The 14,556-nt window shown below is 68.8% G+C and carries 17 protein-coding genes and 4 tRNA genes; 16 read left to right on the forward strand and 5 right to left on the reverse strand.

Annotated features, from left to right (window positions below):
• The first annotated feature begins 224 nt into the window (after positions 1 to 224).
• Both ALLO2_RS03055 and htpX read left to right on the forward strand, forming a co-directional pair.
• The gene (locus ALLO2_RS03055; RefSeq protein WP_023839795.1) at positions 225 to 1,301 is read left to right on the forward strand and encodes a Rossmann-like and DUF2520 domain-containing protein; all 1,077 of its coding nucleotides are present in this window, start codon (positions 225 to 227) and stop codon (positions 1,299 to 1,301) included.
• Positions 1,302 to 1,341: 40 nt separating this feature from the next.
• Positions 1,342 to 2,214 carry a zinc metalloprotease HtpX gene (htpX, locus tag ALLO2_RS03060; RefSeq protein WP_011435017.1) on the forward strand — a complete coding sequence of 291 codons (873 nt, stop codon included), beginning with the start codon at positions 1,342 to 1,344 and terminating at the stop codon, positions 2,212 to 2,214.
• Between the two features lie 214 nt (positions 2,215 to 2,428).
• Here htpX and ALLO2_RS03065 read toward each other — a convergent pair whose 3' ends face one another.
• A complete protein-coding gene (locus tag ALLO2_RS03065) occupies positions 2,429 to 2,917 on the reverse strand; it encodes a YajQ family cyclic di-GMP-binding protein (protein WP_011435018.1) in 489 nt (162 codons plus the stop codon).
• 186 nt (positions 2,918 to 3,103) lie between these two features.
• Here ALLO2_RS03065 and ALLO2_RS03070 point away from each other — a divergent pair.
• Positions 3,104 to 3,188: transfer RNA gene (locus ALLO2_RS03070), tRNA-Tyr, on the forward strand.
• A 110-nt stretch (positions 3,189 to 3,298) separates the two neighbouring features.
• On the opposite strand, the gene pyrE is transcribed toward ALLO2_RS03070, so the two are convergent.
• Positions 3,299 to 3,835, reverse strand: coding sequence for an orotate phosphoribosyltransferase (pyrE, locus tag ALLO2_RS03075; protein WP_011435019.1), 537 nt, complete (start codon positions 3,833 to 3,835; stop codon positions 3,299 to 3,301).
• Positions 3,836 to 3,926: 91 nt separating this feature from the next.
• Here pyrE and ALLO2_RS03080 point away from each other — a divergent pair, with 91 nt between their 5' ends.
• On the forward strand, positions 3,927 to 4,379 hold the full coding sequence (locus ALLO2_RS03080) for a gamma-glutamylcyclotransferase family protein (RefSeq protein WP_011435020.1): 453 nt from the start codon (positions 3,927 to 3,929) through the stop codon (positions 4,377 to 4,379).
• Positions 4,380 to 4,412: 33 nt separating this feature from the next.
• Here the strand turns inward: ALLO2_RS03080 and ALLO2_RS03085 are convergent, their stop codons facing one another.
• Both ALLO2_RS03085 and ALLO2_RS03090 read right to left on the reverse strand, forming a co-directional pair.
• Positions 4,413 to 4,970 carry a hypothetical protein gene (locus ALLO2_RS03085; protein ID WP_011435021.1) on the reverse strand — a complete coding sequence of 186 codons (558 nt, stop codon included), beginning with the start codon at positions 4,968 to 4,970 and terminating at the stop codon, positions 4,413 to 4,415.
• Between the two features lie 178 nt (positions 4,971 to 5,148).
• Positions 5,149 to 6,423 carry a GH25 family lysozyme gene (locus ALLO2_RS03090; RefSeq protein WP_369808116.1) on the reverse strand — a complete coding sequence of 425 codons (1,275 nt, stop codon included), beginning with the start codon at positions 6,421 to 6,423 and terminating at the stop codon, positions 5,149 to 5,151.
• A gap of 633 nt (positions 6,424 to 7,056) precedes the next feature.
• Between ALLO2_RS03090 and ALLO2_RS03095 the strand changes: the two genes are divergently transcribed.
• The 5 genes from ALLO2_RS03095 (at position 7,057) to ALLO2_RS03115 (ending at position 8,797) form a co-directional block, all read left to right on the forward strand.
• Positions 7,057 to 7,132: transfer RNA gene (locus ALLO2_RS03095), tRNA-Thr, on the forward strand.
• Positions 7,133 to 7,231: 99 nt separating this feature from the next.
• Positions 7,232 to 7,308, forward strand: a tRNA-Met gene (locus ALLO2_RS03100).
• 127 nt (positions 7,309 to 7,435) lie between these two features.
• Positions 7,436 to 7,567 (forward strand): 50S ribosomal protein L33, encoded by a 132-nt coding sequence (rpmG, locus tag ALLO2_RS03105; protein WP_070131962.1) that lies wholly within the window; start codon positions 7,436 to 7,438, stop codon positions 7,565 to 7,567.
• A 230-nt stretch (positions 7,568 to 7,797) separates the two neighbouring features.
• The gene (locus ALLO2_RS03110) at positions 7,798 to 8,259 is read left to right on the forward strand and encodes a MaoC family dehydratase N-terminal domain-containing protein (RefSeq protein ID WP_011435023.1); all 462 of its coding nucleotides are present in this window, start codon (positions 7,798 to 7,800) and stop codon (positions 8,257 to 8,259) included.
• Positions 8,260 to 8,368: 109 nt separating this feature from the next.
• Positions 8,369 to 8,797, forward strand: coding sequence for a MaoC family dehydratase (locus ALLO2_RS03115; RefSeq protein WP_011435024.1), 429 nt, complete (start codon positions 8,369 to 8,371; stop codon positions 8,795 to 8,797).
• A gap of 44 nt (positions 8,798 to 8,841) precedes the next feature.
• Here the strand turns inward: ALLO2_RS03115 and ALLO2_RS03120 are convergent, their stop codons facing one another.
• A complete protein-coding gene (locus tag ALLO2_RS03120; RefSeq protein WP_035729549.1) occupies positions 8,842 to 10,050 on the reverse strand; it encodes a pyridoxal phosphate-dependent aminotransferase in 1,209 nt (402 codons plus the stop codon).
• A 311-nt stretch (positions 10,051 to 10,361) separates the two neighbouring features.
• Between ALLO2_RS03120 and ALLO2_RS03125 the strand changes: the two genes are divergently transcribed.
• From ALLO2_RS03125 to rplL, 7 genes are all read left to right on the forward strand, one after another.
• Positions 10,362 to 10,434, forward strand: a tRNA-Trp gene (locus ALLO2_RS03125).
• A gap of 61 nt (positions 10,435 to 10,495) precedes the next feature.
• Positions 10,496 to 10,744: a preprotein translocase subunit SecE gene (secE, locus tag ALLO2_RS26885; RefSeq protein ID WP_011435026.1), complete on the forward strand. Its 249-nt coding sequence runs from the start codon at positions 10,496 to 10,498 to the stop codon at positions 10,742 to 10,744.
• Positions 10,745 to 10,899: 155 nt separating this feature from the next.
• Positions 10,900 to 11,733: a transcription termination/antitermination protein NusG gene (gene nusG, locus ALLO2_RS03135; protein WP_011435027.1), complete on the forward strand. Its 834-nt coding sequence runs from the start codon at positions 10,900 to 10,902 to the stop codon at positions 11,731 to 11,733.
• A gap of 35 nt (positions 11,734 to 11,768) precedes the next feature.
• The gene (gene rplK / locus ALLO2_RS03140) at positions 11,769 to 12,203 is read left to right on the forward strand and encodes a 50S ribosomal protein L11 (RefSeq protein ID WP_011435028.1); all 435 of its coding nucleotides are present in this window, start codon (positions 11,769 to 11,771) and stop codon (positions 12,201 to 12,203) included.
• Positions 12,204 to 12,340: 137 nt separating this feature from the next.
• A complete protein-coding gene (gene rplA / locus ALLO2_RS03145) occupies positions 12,341 to 13,057 on the forward strand; it encodes a 50S ribosomal protein L1 (RefSeq protein WP_023839793.1) in 717 nt (238 codons plus the stop codon).
• A 386-nt stretch (positions 13,058 to 13,443) separates the two neighbouring features.
• Positions 13,444 to 14,007 (forward strand): 50S ribosomal protein L10, encoded by a 564-nt coding sequence (gene rplJ / locus ALLO2_RS03150; RefSeq protein WP_011435030.1) that lies wholly within the window; start codon positions 13,444 to 13,446, stop codon positions 14,005 to 14,007.
• 103 nt (positions 14,008 to 14,110) lie between these two features.
• Positions 14,111 to 14,503, forward strand: a complete 393-nt coding sequence (gene rplL, locus ALLO2_RS03155; RefSeq protein ID WP_011435031.1) for a 50S ribosomal protein L7/L12 — start codon at positions 14,111 to 14,113, stop codon at positions 14,501 to 14,503.
• Positions 14,504 to 14,556: the final 53 nt, after the last annotated feature.

Genomic DNA, 14,556 nt, shown 5'->3' on the forward strand with positions numbered 1-14,556 from the left:
ATCTTTACGTCGGGCGCCCGGAGTGGTGAGCTCGCTCTTGCCGGCGACCTGGCCCGATCCGCGATGTTACCGATTGTAGCTATTTGGTGGCTTGTGGCTGTATGTCCGGTGAGGCCCGGCATCGGGGCATGCTGGCTGTGCGGGCGGCCGGGGTCGGCGGGTGGTCAGGTATCAGGGGCGGCCCCCTCGGAAGCGGCCGGCTCCGGAACGGGGAGCATCGGGACATGACGCATCGCCCGCACGAGCAGTCGGATGCCGCGAGCGGCCCGGATGACGGTCGACCCGACGCCGCACCTTTGTCCACGGCGGCGAGTGCCGGGCCGCGGGAGGCCGGGCCGCGGGAGAAGGTGGGAATCGTCGGGCCGGGCCGGGCCGGCACGGCGCTGGGCCTCGCTCTGGCAGCGGCCGGATATCCGGTGGTGGCCGTGGGAGTGCGCTCGCCGCGGCACCGATCGAGGGCCGTGAACCTGTTTCCGGACGCGGGGGTCGGCGGGGTGGCCGAGGTCGCCGGGCGGGCCGAGGTCCTCCTCGTCTCCGTGCCCGATGACGCGATCGGGCCGGTCGTCACGGACCTGGTCGCGGCGGGAGCCGTCGGACCCGGCCGGACACTCGTGCATCTCAGTGGGCGCCACGGCCTGGGCGTCCTGGCGGCAGGCGGTGACGTGGGCGCGGCCCGTATCGCGCTTCATCCGATCATGACCCTGCCGGGGATCATCGAGGACTCCGGTCTCCTCGTCGGTGTCCCGTTCGGGATCACCGCCGATCCCGTGGCCGAGGGGCTGGCCCGCCGCCTGGTCACCGACGTCGGCGGCATCGCTCTGCCCGTCGCGGATGACCGGCGGGATCTCTACCACGCCTCTCTCGTGCTCGGCGGGAACTTCCTGACCACCCTGGTGGCAGCTGCCGGCGAGGTGCTGGCCGCGGCGGGCGTGCCGGATCCGGCCGCGGCGCTCGGTCCGCTGCTGCGGGCATCGCTGGCGAACACCCTGACCGACGGCTGGTCGGCGTCGACCGGACCGGTGCGACGCGGTGATCTCGGCACCGTCGTGGCACATCTGACCGCGCTCGACCGGCTGGATCCACAGATCGCCGCCGTGTACCGACGATTGGCGATCTTCACCGCGGAGGAGCTCGAACGGGTCGGGCTGCTCGCCCCGGCCGTGGTCGCACGCCTGCGCGAAGCCGTCCCGGACGAGCCCGGCGACCGACCGGGCGAGGCCCGCCGCGGGCCGGCAGCCGTACGGGTCGGGGGCGGCGGCCACACGTCCGACGGGAACGTTCGGCCAGCGCCGTCGCGTTGAGACAGGTGTACCGGTTCGACAGGACGGACACTCGATCGCCATGCCACACCGCCACTTCAACGGTCTGAAGACCGCGCTGCTGCTGGGCGTGCTGTCCGCCGCCATCATCGTGGTGGGTTCGCTGTTCGGGCGCGGAGGTCTGGTCATCGCGCTCGTGCTCGCGGTCGGTATGAACGGCTTCGCCTACTTCTTCTCTGACCGGATAGCCCTGCGGGCCATGCGGGCCTATCCCGTGACGCAGGTCGAGCAGCCCCGGCTCTACGCGATCGTCGGGGATCTCGCCCGCAATGCCCGGATGCCCATGCCGCGGCTGTACCTCAGCCCGACCCGGGCGCCCAACGCCTTCGCTACCGGCCGTAACCCGCGAAACGCGGCGGTCTGTTGCACTGAGGGCATCATGGAGATTATGGACGATCGTGAGCTACGCGGCGTTCTCGGTCACGAGCTCAGCCACGTCTACAACCGGGACATCCTGATCGCATCGGTGGCCGGTGCCCTCGCCAGTGTTATCGTCTATCTGGCGAACATGGCCCAGTTCCTGGCTATTTTCGGTGGGCGGAACGATGAGGACGGTCCCGGCATCTTCGAGCTTCTGCTGCTGATGATCCTGGGTCCCGTCGCGGCGACGATCATCCAGCTCGCGATCAGTCGGTCCCGGGAGTACCAGGCCGACGAGTCCGGCGCGACGCTCACCGGTGACCCGATCGGGCTGGCGAACGCGTTGCGCAAGCTGGACGCCGGCACCGCGGCGCGGCCCCTGCCGCAGACCTCCAAGCTCGGTCCCGCCGCCGCGCTCATGATTGCAAATCCGTTCCGGGGTGGGGGGGTCGGGAAGCTGTTCTCCACCCATCCGCCCATGAACGAGCGGATCGAGCGTCTCGAACAGATGTCACGCATGAATCCGTATCGGTGACCGGGCCCGATGGCCACGATGTTGTCCGCGGCGCGTCGTCGCGGTAACACCCCGAAGTACTCGGAGTACGCTTTAACCGCGAACTGCCGGCCGAAACGGCGTCGGTTCACAACCAGGACCGCGGCGGAGCAAACCCCCCAGGTTCCGCCGCAAGCACCCCGCCCGAAACCCCCCATCGGGCGGGGTGCACCCTGTCTCCAGCTTTTCCGTCGCGTCAGCGGTAGTTGACGAACTGGAGGGGAACTTCGAAGTCCTCGGTTTTGAGTATCTGGATCACGCGCTGCAGGTCATCGCGCTTCTTCCCGGTCACCCGTAGCTGATCACCCTGAATCTGGGCCTGTACCCCCTTCGGGCCATCCGTCCGGATCTTCTTGGCGATGGCCTTGGCCTTGTCCTCCGCGATGCCCTGCTGAACGGTGACGGGCAACCGGAACTCCTTGCCCGACGGCTTGGGCTCGTCGAAGGTCAGGGCCTTGAGGGAAATGCCGCGTTTGACGAACTTCTCCTGCAGTACGTCGAGCACCGCCTTGACCCGCTCGTCCGTGTTCGCTACAAGCAGAATCGACTCGCCGGACAGCGTCGCGGATGCGCCGGTGTCACGGAAGTCGAAGCGGGTCCGGATTTCCTTGACCGTCTGGTTGACGGCGTTGTCTATCTCCTGGGCGTCAACTTTGCTGACGATGTCGAAGGATGGATCTGCCACGTGTGCGGACCTCCTGGTCGGTTCGATGTGGGTGAGGATCGTGTGGAGTCGAGTGCTGTGCGTGATCGTGGTGCGCGGCCTTCGTTTCGTGAGCCGCTACTCACCGTTGTAATCGATCGTCGGCGGCCGCAGCGGGGCGGTGCGGCATCACGATGCTCCGTCGGGACCGGTATGCTCCTCTACGACGGCAGGTTGCCCGAGCGGCCAAAGGGAGCGGTCTGTAAAACCGTCGGCTCAGCCTACGATGGTTCGAATCCATCACCTGCCACCATCCCGGAGTTCCCGGGGNTCATGCTTCTACACGGGCTCGGATCCACAGGCCCGGAGCATCGCTCCGGGCCTGTGGATGTGCGGCCGCGGATGGTCCTCGTCGCCGGGCGGTCAGGTGTCCGCGGCTGCGGCCTCCAGGTCCGCCCGGGTCAGGACGGGATGCAACGTCAGACCGAGCTCGGCGAGTCTCTCCCGGCCGCCCTCCTGCCGGTCGATCACACAGAGCACGTGTTCCACGACCGCTCCGGCATCCCGCAGTACCCGGGTCGCGTCGAGCACGGCACCACCGGAGGTGACCACGTCCTCGACGAGGGCGACGTGGCGTCCGGTGACGTCGCCGCCCTCCGCGATGCGTCGGGTGCCGTATTCTTTGGCCTTCTTCCGGACGAACCGGGCGGGNAGACCGGTGCGCTGGGAGAGCAGAGTCACGAGGGGCACTCCGCCGAGTTCGAGTCCGGCGAGGATCTCCGCGCCGGGCGGCACCAGTTCGGTGAGCCCGGCCACCACCGCAGCGAGCAGCGCCGGGTCGGCTTCGAAGAGGTACTTGTCGAAGTACTCGGTGCTTGTCCGGCCCGACCGGAGCAGGAATGTCCCGGTCAGCTGGGAAGCAGTCCGAACCTGGGCGGCCAGCGCCGCGTTGTCGTTCACGTCTGCTCACTCTAGGACCGGTTCCCCGCCGGGATGCCGGCCGTGGACGGTCACCCATGGGCCGCCATGGCCGGGGCACTACCGTTGCCTCATGTCATCGGCTGAGGCGGAGCGCGCGGTCCCGCTGTTCGTCTACGGGACGCTGCTGTTCCCCGAGGTCGTGCGGGCGCTCATCGGACGCGTACCCGAGGTGGGGCCCGCCACGGTCACCGGCTGGCGGGCCGCCCGGCTGCGTGGTCGGCTCTATCCGGGCCTCGTGCCCACGGCCGAGGCGGACGGGCCGGATCGGGCCACCGCCGGCCTCGTCCTCCTGGGGCTTGCCGCACGGGAACGGGCGATCCTCGATGCCTTCGAAGGCGAGGCCTACGAGACCCGTCCGCTGCTCCTGACCGACGGGCTACCCGCCATGGCCTACCTTTGGCGTGATCTCGCCGAGGCGATGCCGGAGAACTGGGACGCCCGGGTCTTCGCCGACCGTCATCTCACCGACTACGCCCTGCGGTGCGCCACCTGGCGGGCGGGGCTGGCCGATCCGGCACCCTAACCGCGAGCTGACCGCCTGACCGCGAGCCGCCGTTCAGCCGGTGGTGGGCGGCCGCGGACCCTCTTCGCGCCGGACGCCGCCCCCGGAGGTCACCCGGGTGCCACCGGTCTCGGTGAGGCGACCGACTCCGGCCTCACGCCCGGCGGAGACCCCGGCCTGGTCGCTCGGATACGGCTCCTCGTACCCGGCTCTGGCCCGAGGAGCATCGTAGGTGCACAGTACGTAGATGACGACTACGTCGATCGCGATGATGACGACGGACCAGACCGGGAACGCCGCAAGGAACGCCAGCTGCCCGATGGCGTTGATCGTCGCGATTGCGACCCCTCCCCAGCGGGCGGCCTCGTTACGGGCCGCGATGCCGAAGGCGATCAGTATCTCGACGACGCCGACCACGATCCACAACCAGCCCCAGAAGGTGGTGTCGGCGTAGATCACGCTGGTCCCGCCGTTGAGGTTGTTCACCACGACGGTGTAGTCGCGCAGGGACGCAATGCCGTAGATCAGGTTGTGGAAGCCGACGATGAACATGATGACGGCGGCGAAGGTGAGCCATCCGTTCAGCGGGCGTGCCACCCGTGTTCCTGCCATCTCATCCTCCCCGGTCGTACTCGCGGCGGATCGCTCTGCCCGCATGGTGCGGTCCGTCGTTGTTCGGTAGTCATACGACCACCTCTCCGCCGCGTAGGTGCGATACCCACGGTAGGCCGCCGTCACCCATCGTTGTGTCCGTCGGGCCGGAGGCGGTTCTCTCCGGCCCGGGACACGATCAGGGAGCGGTGCCGGCGCCACCCGCCACACCCACGCCACTCTTGCCGGTGCCGTTCTTGCCGGCCGGCAGTGTCGTGACCGCGTTCGTCGCCGCGCTCCAGCGGAGCTTGCCGAACTGAAAGGTGCNCTCCCGTCCGCCCGGGACCGAGTACTCGTCGGTGATCGGAAGCCCGAGGCTCGACGTCGTGCCACCGAGGCCCAGATAGGTCCGCAGGATGCGGCCGTGGACCTCGTGCGCGCCGATGGCCGGGTGCCAGTAGATCCAGCCACCCTGGAACTTCGCCTGAAGCGTCTCCGGGGCCGTGGCGTACTCGACACCGCTCACCGGCCGGCGCAGGAAGCTGTTCGTTCCGCCCAGCTCCAGGAACTTCGTCGCGATGGATCCGTGCAGGGCCTGTACGCCGGTCGCCACGGACCAGAAGGCCAGGCCGTTGGAGTAACGCTGCCAGCGACCGCCACCGCCGGCGGGCAGTTCGCTGTCGACGGGCGTCCCAACGGCCAGGCGGGTCAGCCCGGCGGTCGCGTACCACTTCTCGATCTCGCTGCGGGTGCCGTCGGCCTGTGCGGCGAGCGCGGTCAGCGTGCAGCACAGCACGTTCAGATCGACATTTCCCATGATCCCCGGGACATTTCCACTCGAGGTGTACTGCCACAGCGCCCACTTGGTCCAGCCGCCGGGCAGCCAGCCCGGGGTCGCCTTGTTGTTGTAGATGGCGAACCAGAACGGATACCGGGCGAAGCTGTGGTTGTCCGCCAGCTTCTTGGTCCAGAACGAGCGGTACGTGTAGAGGATGGGCGCCCGGCCGGTCTCGGTCTCGATCTTCTCGAGGAACGCCCGCGTCCAGGCGGCCAGCGCGGCGGGATCGAGTCCTCCGTCGTCCTCGAGGTCGAGCACGGGGGCCAGCTGCCCGGCGGCGCGGGTCAGCCCGCTCACCGTGATGAAGCGCTGTGCCTGGTCCACCGCGGTCGAGATCGGCCGCGCCGGCCGCGCGTAGTGATAGGCCCCGACCACCAGACCGGCTTTGGCGGCCGCGTCCCGGTCCGCGGCAAAGTACGGATTGGTGTAGTTCGGTCCTTCGGTGGCCTTAATGATCGCAAAGCTCAGGCCGGAGCCGCGCGCTGCGGTCCAGTCGATGGGGCCGCCGCCGGGATGCTGCCAGGAGGCCACGTCGATCCCCCGTGGCCAGGTCGGGGACGGCACCGCGCCCTGGGCGACTCCGGTGGTCGCGGTCAACGCCCCCGCGGTGATGGCCAGCGCCGCGATGCTCGTCACCCGCCGGGGGAGGGGGATTGGCAGCAGGGACGGGCGGGTGTCGACCCGCCGCCGCGTCGACCCCGGAGGAGGGCCGTGGCCTTCTTCATCCGGGTGGCCAGACGTGGGGGTGGTGGTCGGCAGGGTGGTGGTCGTAGGCACGGTGTCGCCGGCGGTGGGACCGGGCCGGACCTCGCGTGTCGTCGGATACCGGCTGGAACGGTGCATAGGACGCATGGGCAACCCTCGATGCTCGGGAGGCGATGCTGGGGAGGCTCGCCAGGCGGTTGGCCACGCCGGCAGCGGCGCACCAACGGGTGCTCCACACGCTAAGCATCGAAGAGATTACTTACAGCTATCAGTGTGAGTGGCGTCCAGGTAGGTCGCTACGGATAGTTGTTCCCGTCGGCAATCTCCGCATGTTTCGATGGAACGGAGTGAGGGTCGGGCGTACTGGCGTGTCATGGGGCGGACCTGGCGGTCAGGGCAGGGGGGTCGTTTCCGGCCGGCGTAGCGCCGACGGGGCCAGCGGGGGCCCTCACGCCGGTCGCCGGGAGGACCGGTCGCCGGGAGGACCGGCGGGTTCGGGGACGAAGTGGGTGAGGGGGTCACCCAACCCCGCCTGTCGTCGTGTAACCTGAGCTCCGCGGCCTCGCCCCTTTAGCTCAGTCGGCAGAGCGTCTCCATGGTAAGGAGAAGGTCTACGGTTCGATTCCGTAAAGGGGCTCCACGTTCCGCCTTCGGGTGGGTTCGTGTCCGGGGGGATGTCCGCCGGTCCTCCCGCGGGGTAAGATGTTGGTCGGGCCGCCGCAAGCAGGTGGACCATCCTAGCGGTGTAGCTCAGTCTGGCAGAGCAAGCGGCTCATAATCGCTGTGTCGCCGGTTCAAGTCCGGCCACCGCTACCAGCAGTGTGCGGCCTACCGCGGAGCCCGTGCGGGATCGCGGTTCGCCGCGCCGCCTGACCTGTTCAGCAACCGACTTAGGAAGAGGCATCACGCCGTGGCCGCCACTGACGTACGCCCGAAGATCACGATGGCGTGTCAGGTGTGTAAGCACCGGAACTACATCACGCGCAAGAACCGTCGCAACGACCCGGACCGCCTCGAACTGAAGAAGTTCTGCCCGAACTGCGGCAAGCACACGGAGCACCGCGAGACGCGCTGACGTTGCTCCGGCGGCTGCCCATCGGCGCGTCCGGGCGCCCGTCCCCACCTGGACGGGCGGAGTCGCTGAATCCTCCGTGCACGTATCTACGTTCCGCACCGGTAGCCGGTCAGGGAAGTCCTTGGCCGGCTTCCTGGCATGCCAGCCAAGATTATCGACCGATGGCGGGCGATGTGGTAACCACGTAGAGACACCCTGGTCATCCCGCTGATGGCGCGATCGGAGTTGCGATGCCGCTCAATCAGGACTTCGTGGGACGAAGCTCGGTTTCCCCCGCCCCGTTCCAGGTCGGGCGCGAGCACATCCGGAGGTTCGCCGAAGCGATCGGGGACGACAACCCGCTGTACCACGATCTGGAGGCCGCGAAGGCCGCTGGTTATCCCGATCTCGTGGCTCCACCCACGTTCCTCATCACAGTGATCCCCGGAACCCTCGGGGTGCCCACCGACGATCCGGAGCTCGGCCTCGACTTCTCTCTGGTCGTCCACGGCGAGGAACGTTTCGTGTTGCTTCGGCCGGTGGTGGCCGGCGACGAGCTGATCTGCACCTCGACCCTGACCGGCATCCGGTCCGTGGGGACCAACGAGGTGCTCGTCGTCAACTACCAGTTCGCCACGATCTACGGAGAGCAGGTCGCCACCGGCGTGTGTGGGCTGGTCTCGCGCGGGACGGCTCCGCCGAGGCGCCAATGACACCTTTGCCGACAGGGTTGTCGGAGTCCCACCGGCCCCGCTCGGCTCCGGCGACCGCGCGTTGCGCACGTTCCGGGCGACCCCGGGCGTCCTCACGATCTGGAGAACGATGACCGCCACGGTGAGCTACGACGACGTCGAGGTCGGCACCGAGCTGCCGGAGCGACTTTTCCCGTTGCGTCGGGATGATCTTGTCCGGTATGCCGGTGCGTCCGGCGACTTCAACCCCATTCACTGGAGCGATCGGGCGGCCGCCGAGGCCGGCCTACCGGGAGTGCTGGCGCACGGCATGCTGACCATGGCGACGGCCGCGCGGTTGGTCACGGACTGGCTCGGGGACCCGGGCGCCGTGGTCGAGTTCGGGGTGAAGTTCTCCTCCCCGGTGATCGTGCCCGACGACGGCGCCGGCGCGACGGTGTCCGTGCGTGGCATGGTCGAGAAGAAGCTCGACGACAACCTGGTGGTGGTGAATCTCACCACCCGATGCGACGGAAAAAAGGTCTTGATGGCGGCCCGGGCGACCGTCCGGCTGCGCTGAGGCCTGCCGCGCGGCAGGTCCGGCCGCTGAGCCGCCCGGCGGCCTCAGGCCGCCTCGGCGAGCAGGGCGGAGAGGCGGCTGACTCCCTTGACGAGATCGTCGTCGCTCAGCGCGTAGGACAGCCGGGCGAAGCCGGGAGTGCCGAAGGCCTCACCCGGCACGATCGCGACCCCAGCCTCCTCGAGGATCAGCTGGCACAGATCCGCGGACGTGGTGGGGATACGGCCGCGCAGGGTGCGCCCGAGCACGTCCCGCACCGACGGATAGCAGTAGAACGCCCCGTCGGGCAGTGGGCAGCGGATCCCGGGCGTCTGCGACAGCAGGCGGTGCATCGTCTGCCGGCGGCGGTCGAAGGCGGTGCGCATCGTGGCGACCGCATCCAGCGGGCCGGCGACCGCGGCAAGCGCGGCGGCCTGGGCGACGTTCGAGACGTTCGACGTCGCGTGGGACTGGAGGTTGGTCGCGGCGGCTACGGCGTCCGCCGGCCCGACCAGCCAACCGACCCGCCATCCCGTCATCGCGTAGGTCTTCGCGACCCCGTTGACGATGATGCAGCGTTCGGCGAGCTCAGGTACCTCGGCGAGAACGGAGGCGAACCTTGTCTCGCCGTAGACCAGATGCTCGTAGATCTCGTCGCTGATGACCCAGATCCCGGCCTGCTCGGCCCACCGTCCGATCGCGCGGACCTCCTCGGGGGTGTGGACGGCGCCGGTCGGGTTCGACGGGGAGTTGAACAGCAGAACCTTGGTCCGCGGGGTGCGTGCCGCCTCCAGTTGTTCCACCGTCACCCGGTACCCGGCTTCCGGACCGGTGACGACGTCGACCGGGACACCCCCGGCCAGCCGGATCGACTCCGGGTAGGTCGTCCAGTACGGGGCGGGCAGGAGCACCTCGTCCCCCGGGTCGAGCAGCGTCGCGAACGCCGCGTAGACAGCCTGCTTGCCGCCGTTGGTCACCAGGACCTGGCTCGGCGAGACGATCACCCCCGAGTCTCGGGCGGTCTTCTCGGCGATGGCCTGCTTCAGCTCCGGCAGGCCCGCGGCCGGGCTGTAGCGGTGCATGCGGGGCTCACGGCATGCCTTCNCGGCGGCGGCGACGATGTGGTCCGGGGTTGGGAAGTCCGGCTCCCCGGCGCCGAACCCGANCACGTCGCGGCCCGCGGCGCGCATCGCCTTGGCGGTGGCGTCGACGGCGAGCGTTGCGGAGGGGGCGATTCCCCCGATGCGGTGCGAGATCCTGCTCATGGCCGCCATGCTGCCACGGCTGTCACACGCGTGTCGGATGCACGTCGGACGTACCGTGGGATCCGTCCGGACCCTCCGGCAACGGTCCTCCGGCCCGTCCGGCCGCATCCATTCGAACCTCCGTGACAGGCTGCCAGCCCCCTCGCCCCCCGCTACCCCCTCGACGCGATCGCCGTACGCGGAGTCCAGGCGGCAAAGGGGTATGCTCGATCCGCTCGGGTACCCATTCCGGTACATCGCCGTGCGGCTGGGCTATGCGCTACGTAGCGCATAGCCGGGGTATGGTGGCGTAGCGGTCGCAAGGATCCGGGTGTGTGTCTAGGGGCGTGGCTCAATTGGTAGAGCACCGGTCTCCAAAACCGGCGGTTGCAGGTTCGAGTCCTGTCGCCCCTGCGCTGTTCGACAGTTGGCTGGTTCGATGACGCTGGTTCGATGACGGAGTGGGTGGAGTTGAGTGGCGACCGATACCCGTGACGCGGCACCGCGCCCCAAGCGGGCTACGCGTGCCGCGGGTCGACGTCGGTATCGGCCACTTGTGTTCATCCGCGAGGTCATGGCGGAGTTGCGGAAGGTCGTCTACCCCGGGCGGAGTGAGCTGATCACCTATGTGCTGGTCGTGCTTGTCTTCGTCAGCGTGATGACGGCGTTCGTGGCTACCCTCGACTTCGGCCTCACGAAGGCGGTCCTCGCGATCTTCGGCTGACGGGTCCCACCGCCGGACAGGCCGGGGCCGAAGCAGGCGGTGGTCGCTGGAGCTGCCCATCGGCGAGCTGGCTGCCCGTCCGGCCCCACGCCCGCGCAGCGCCGCTTCGCGGGTCCACAGCAGCAGAAGTGTTCACGAGAGTAAGGATCGTCCGCGTGTCCCAGTCGCCCGAGCACGCCTCCTCCGAGCAGGGGGAGGCCCTCGCCCGTCTCGATCCCCTCGCGGCGTTCGAGCACGACGAGGTGGCGAGCACGGACGCCGGCGCCGAGCTCGGCGACGTCTACGCCACCGCCGAGGCCGATCCCACCGCCGAGGCCGATCCCACCCCCGAGGCCGATCCCACCCCCGAGGGTGCTTTCCCGGTCTCCCCGGCGGTCGGGACGGTGCCGCCGGCCCTGACCGACGACGATGCCGACGACGACGATGCCGACCTGCGGCGGGCGATCGAGGACGCGCCTGGCGAGTGGTACGTCGTGCACTCCTATGCGGGGTACGAGAACAAGGTCAAGACCAATCTCGAGACCCGGATCTCCAGCCTCAACATGGAGGACTACATCTTCCAGATCGAGGTGCCCACCGAGGAGGTCCCGGTGGTCAAGAACGGCAAGCGGCAGCTTGTCCAGCAGAAGAAGTACCCGGGTTACATCTACGTCCGGATGGATCTGACCGATCAGTCGTGGTCGGCGGTCCGTAACACCCCGGGTGTGACCGGGTTCGTCGGGCTCACCAACCGGCCCTCCCCGCTGCGCCGGGAGGAGGTCCTCTCGATCCTCGCCCCGGTTGTGCCGAAGGAGAAGAAGGTCGAGACCGTCCGGGTGCAGGAGTTCGAGGTCGGCGAGTCCGTCACCGTCATGGACGGCCCCTTCGCCACGCTCCCGGCGACCATCAGCGAGATCAACCTCGACGCCCAGCGACTGAAGGTGCTGGTCTCGATCTTCGGTCGGGAGACGCCCGTCGAGCTGCAGTTCAATCAGGTCGCGAAGATCTGATCCGCTCCGTAGAACCCCGGTAGGAAGACGAGCACATGCCTCCCAAGAAGAAGAAGATCACTGCGATCATCAAGCTCCAGATCAACGCCGGCAAGGCCACCCCGGCGCCGCCGGTCGGCCCCGCGCTGGGTCAGCATGGCGTGAACATCATGGAGTTCTGCAAGCAGTACAACGCGGCGACCGAGTCGCAGGCCGGCAACGTCGTGCCGGTCGAGATCACCGTCTACGACGACCGGTCCTTCACCTTCGTCACGAAGACCCCGCCGGCCGCGCGGCTCATCCTCAAGGCCGCGGGCGTGGAGAAGGGCAGTGGCACCCCGCACCGGGACAAGGTTGCCAAGCTCACCACGGCGCAGATCCGCGAGATCGCCCAGACCAAGCTCCCGGACCTCAACGCCACCTCGATCGAGGCCGCCGAGAAGATCATCGCCGGCACCGCTCGATCCATGGGTATCACGGTCGGCGAGTAGTACGCCCTCGCGTTCCCCCCACCACCGGACCGACCAGTGGGAGGGCGGCCGGGCGCAGGTGCCGGGTGGACAGGATGTGTCCACGTCGCCGCGTCCCTTCGACGGCCGTCCGCCATCACCACGAGGAGACAGACAGTATGAAGCGCAGCAAGGCCTACCGTGCCGCGGCCGAGAAGATCAACCCGGAGAACTTCTACAGCCCGCTGGAGGCGGTCCGCCTCGCGCAGCAGACCTCGACGACGAAGTACGACGCGACGGTCGAGGTTGCGATCCGGCTCGGGGTCGACCCTCGCAAGGCCGACCAGATGGTCCGTGGCACGGTCAACCTGCCGCACGGCACCGGGAAGTCCCCCCGCGTCGCTGTCTTCGCAGCCGGGGAGAAGGCCGCTGAGGCGAGCGCGGCCGGGGCCGACATCGTCGGTAGCGATGACCTGGTCGCCCGGATCCAGGAGGGCTTCCTGGAGTTCGACGCGACCGTCGCGACGCCCGATCAGATGGCGAAGGTTGGTCGGATCGCTCGGGTCCTGGGCCCCCGCGGCCTGATGCCGAACCCTAAGACCGGCACCGTGACGCTGGACATCGGCAAGGCCGTCTCCGACATCAAGGGCGGAAAGATCAACTTTCGGGTGGACAAGCAGGGTAACCTGCACATCGTCATCGGGAAGACGAACTTCACCGACACCCAGCTGATCGAGAACTACACGGTTGCCCTGGATGAGATCGTCCGGGTGAAGCCGTCCGCGGCCAAGGGCCGGTATCTGAAGAAGATCACCTTCACGACCACCATGGGCCCGGGTATCCCGGTCGACCCGAACCGCACCCGCAACCTTCTCGACGAGGGTGCCGCCGCCTGATCCGAGCCGTCCGGCGGCTCTCGCTCGTCCGGAGGCATCGCCGCACGAAGCCATGCGTGCGGCCGCCGGGCGAGCGAACAGGGGCGAGAACAGCGACGAACAGTCGCGTACACTGATATCCAGTTCCACACCGAAGACCGCTGGTTGCCGTCTCCGTTCCCGTCGAGGGCCACTCCTCGTCCGGTTCGACCGACGGCCGAAGGCCCCGGGTTNCCCGGGCGGCCCGCGCAGGTGACGGACGGGAAGTTCCGTGACGGATGCACGCAGCCGGGTGACACACCCGGTAGCGCCACCGCCGCCCTTCACGCCCCGTGCGCCTGCGCCGGGGCGTTCGTCATGTTCCAGGGGCGTTTCCGTATGACCAGCCGACACCCCGAAGGAGCCCCATGGCGAAAGCTGAGAAGACCGCCGCGGTGGCGGAGATCGTCGAGGAGTTCCGTGGCTCGACCGCTGCGGTGCTCACGGAGTACCGCGGTTTGACGGTGAGCCAGCTCACCGAGCTGCGGCGTGCCCTCGGCGAGGGCACGCGCTACTCCGTGGTCAAGAACACCCTGACCAAGATTGCGGCGGAGCAGGCCGGGGTCACCGGACTCGACGACCTGTTCGTCGGGCCGACCGCCGTCGCCTTCGTCAGCGGCGACCCGGTCGAGGCGGCCAAGGGCCTGCGCGACTTCGCTCGGGCGAACCCGGCACTGGTGCTCAAGGGCGGCTTCGTCGAGGGCAAGCCGATGACCGCCGACGAGATTCGCAAGCTTGCGGATCTTGAGTCCCGCGAGGTCCTGCTGGCGAAGCTGGCCGGGGCGATGAAGGGCACGCTGGCCGGGGCCGTCGGGCTCTTCGCCGCTCCGCTGTCCCAGGTGGCCCGGCTCGCCGAGGCGCTGCGCGAGCAGCGCGAAGGCCAGTCCGCCGGCGTCGCCGAGCAGCCGGCCGCCGAGGCTGCCGCCGAATAGCCGAGCGGCGCCACCATGGTGCCGCTCCGAGATCACAATCAGGTCGCTCGCAGTCACGAGCAGGCCACCCCGAATCAGGCATGACGAGGAAGGAACCGCCACCATGGCGAAGCTGTCGACCGAAGAGCTGCTGGACGCCTTCAAGGAACTGACCCTGCTGGAGCTCTCGGAGTTCGTGAAGCAGTTCGAGGAGACCTTCGGTGTCACCGCCGCGGCTCCGGTCGCCGTGGCCGCCGCTCCGGCCGCCGGTGGTGCGGGCGGCGAGGCGCCGGCCGCCGAGGAGCAGGACGAGTTCGACGTCATCCTTGAATCCGTCGGTGACAAGAAGATCCAGGTCATCAAGGAGGTCCGCGCGCTGACCAGCCTCGGGCTGAAGGAGGCCAAGGACCTCGTCGACGGGGCTCCGAAGCCAGTCCTGGAGAAGGTCGCCAAGGAGGCGGCGGACAAGGCGAAGGCGGCCCTCGAGGGCGCCGGCGCCACGGTCACCGTCAAGTAAGTACCGGCAGTCCGAGCAGTACTGGCAGCACCCCGCTGCCCTGGACGCCCCGT

The sequence above is a fragment of the Frankia sp. Allo2 genome (assembly GCF_000733325.1).
GTDB classification, from domain to species: Bacteria; Actinomycetota; Actinomycetes; order Frankiales; family Frankiaceae; genus Frankia; species Frankia casuarinae.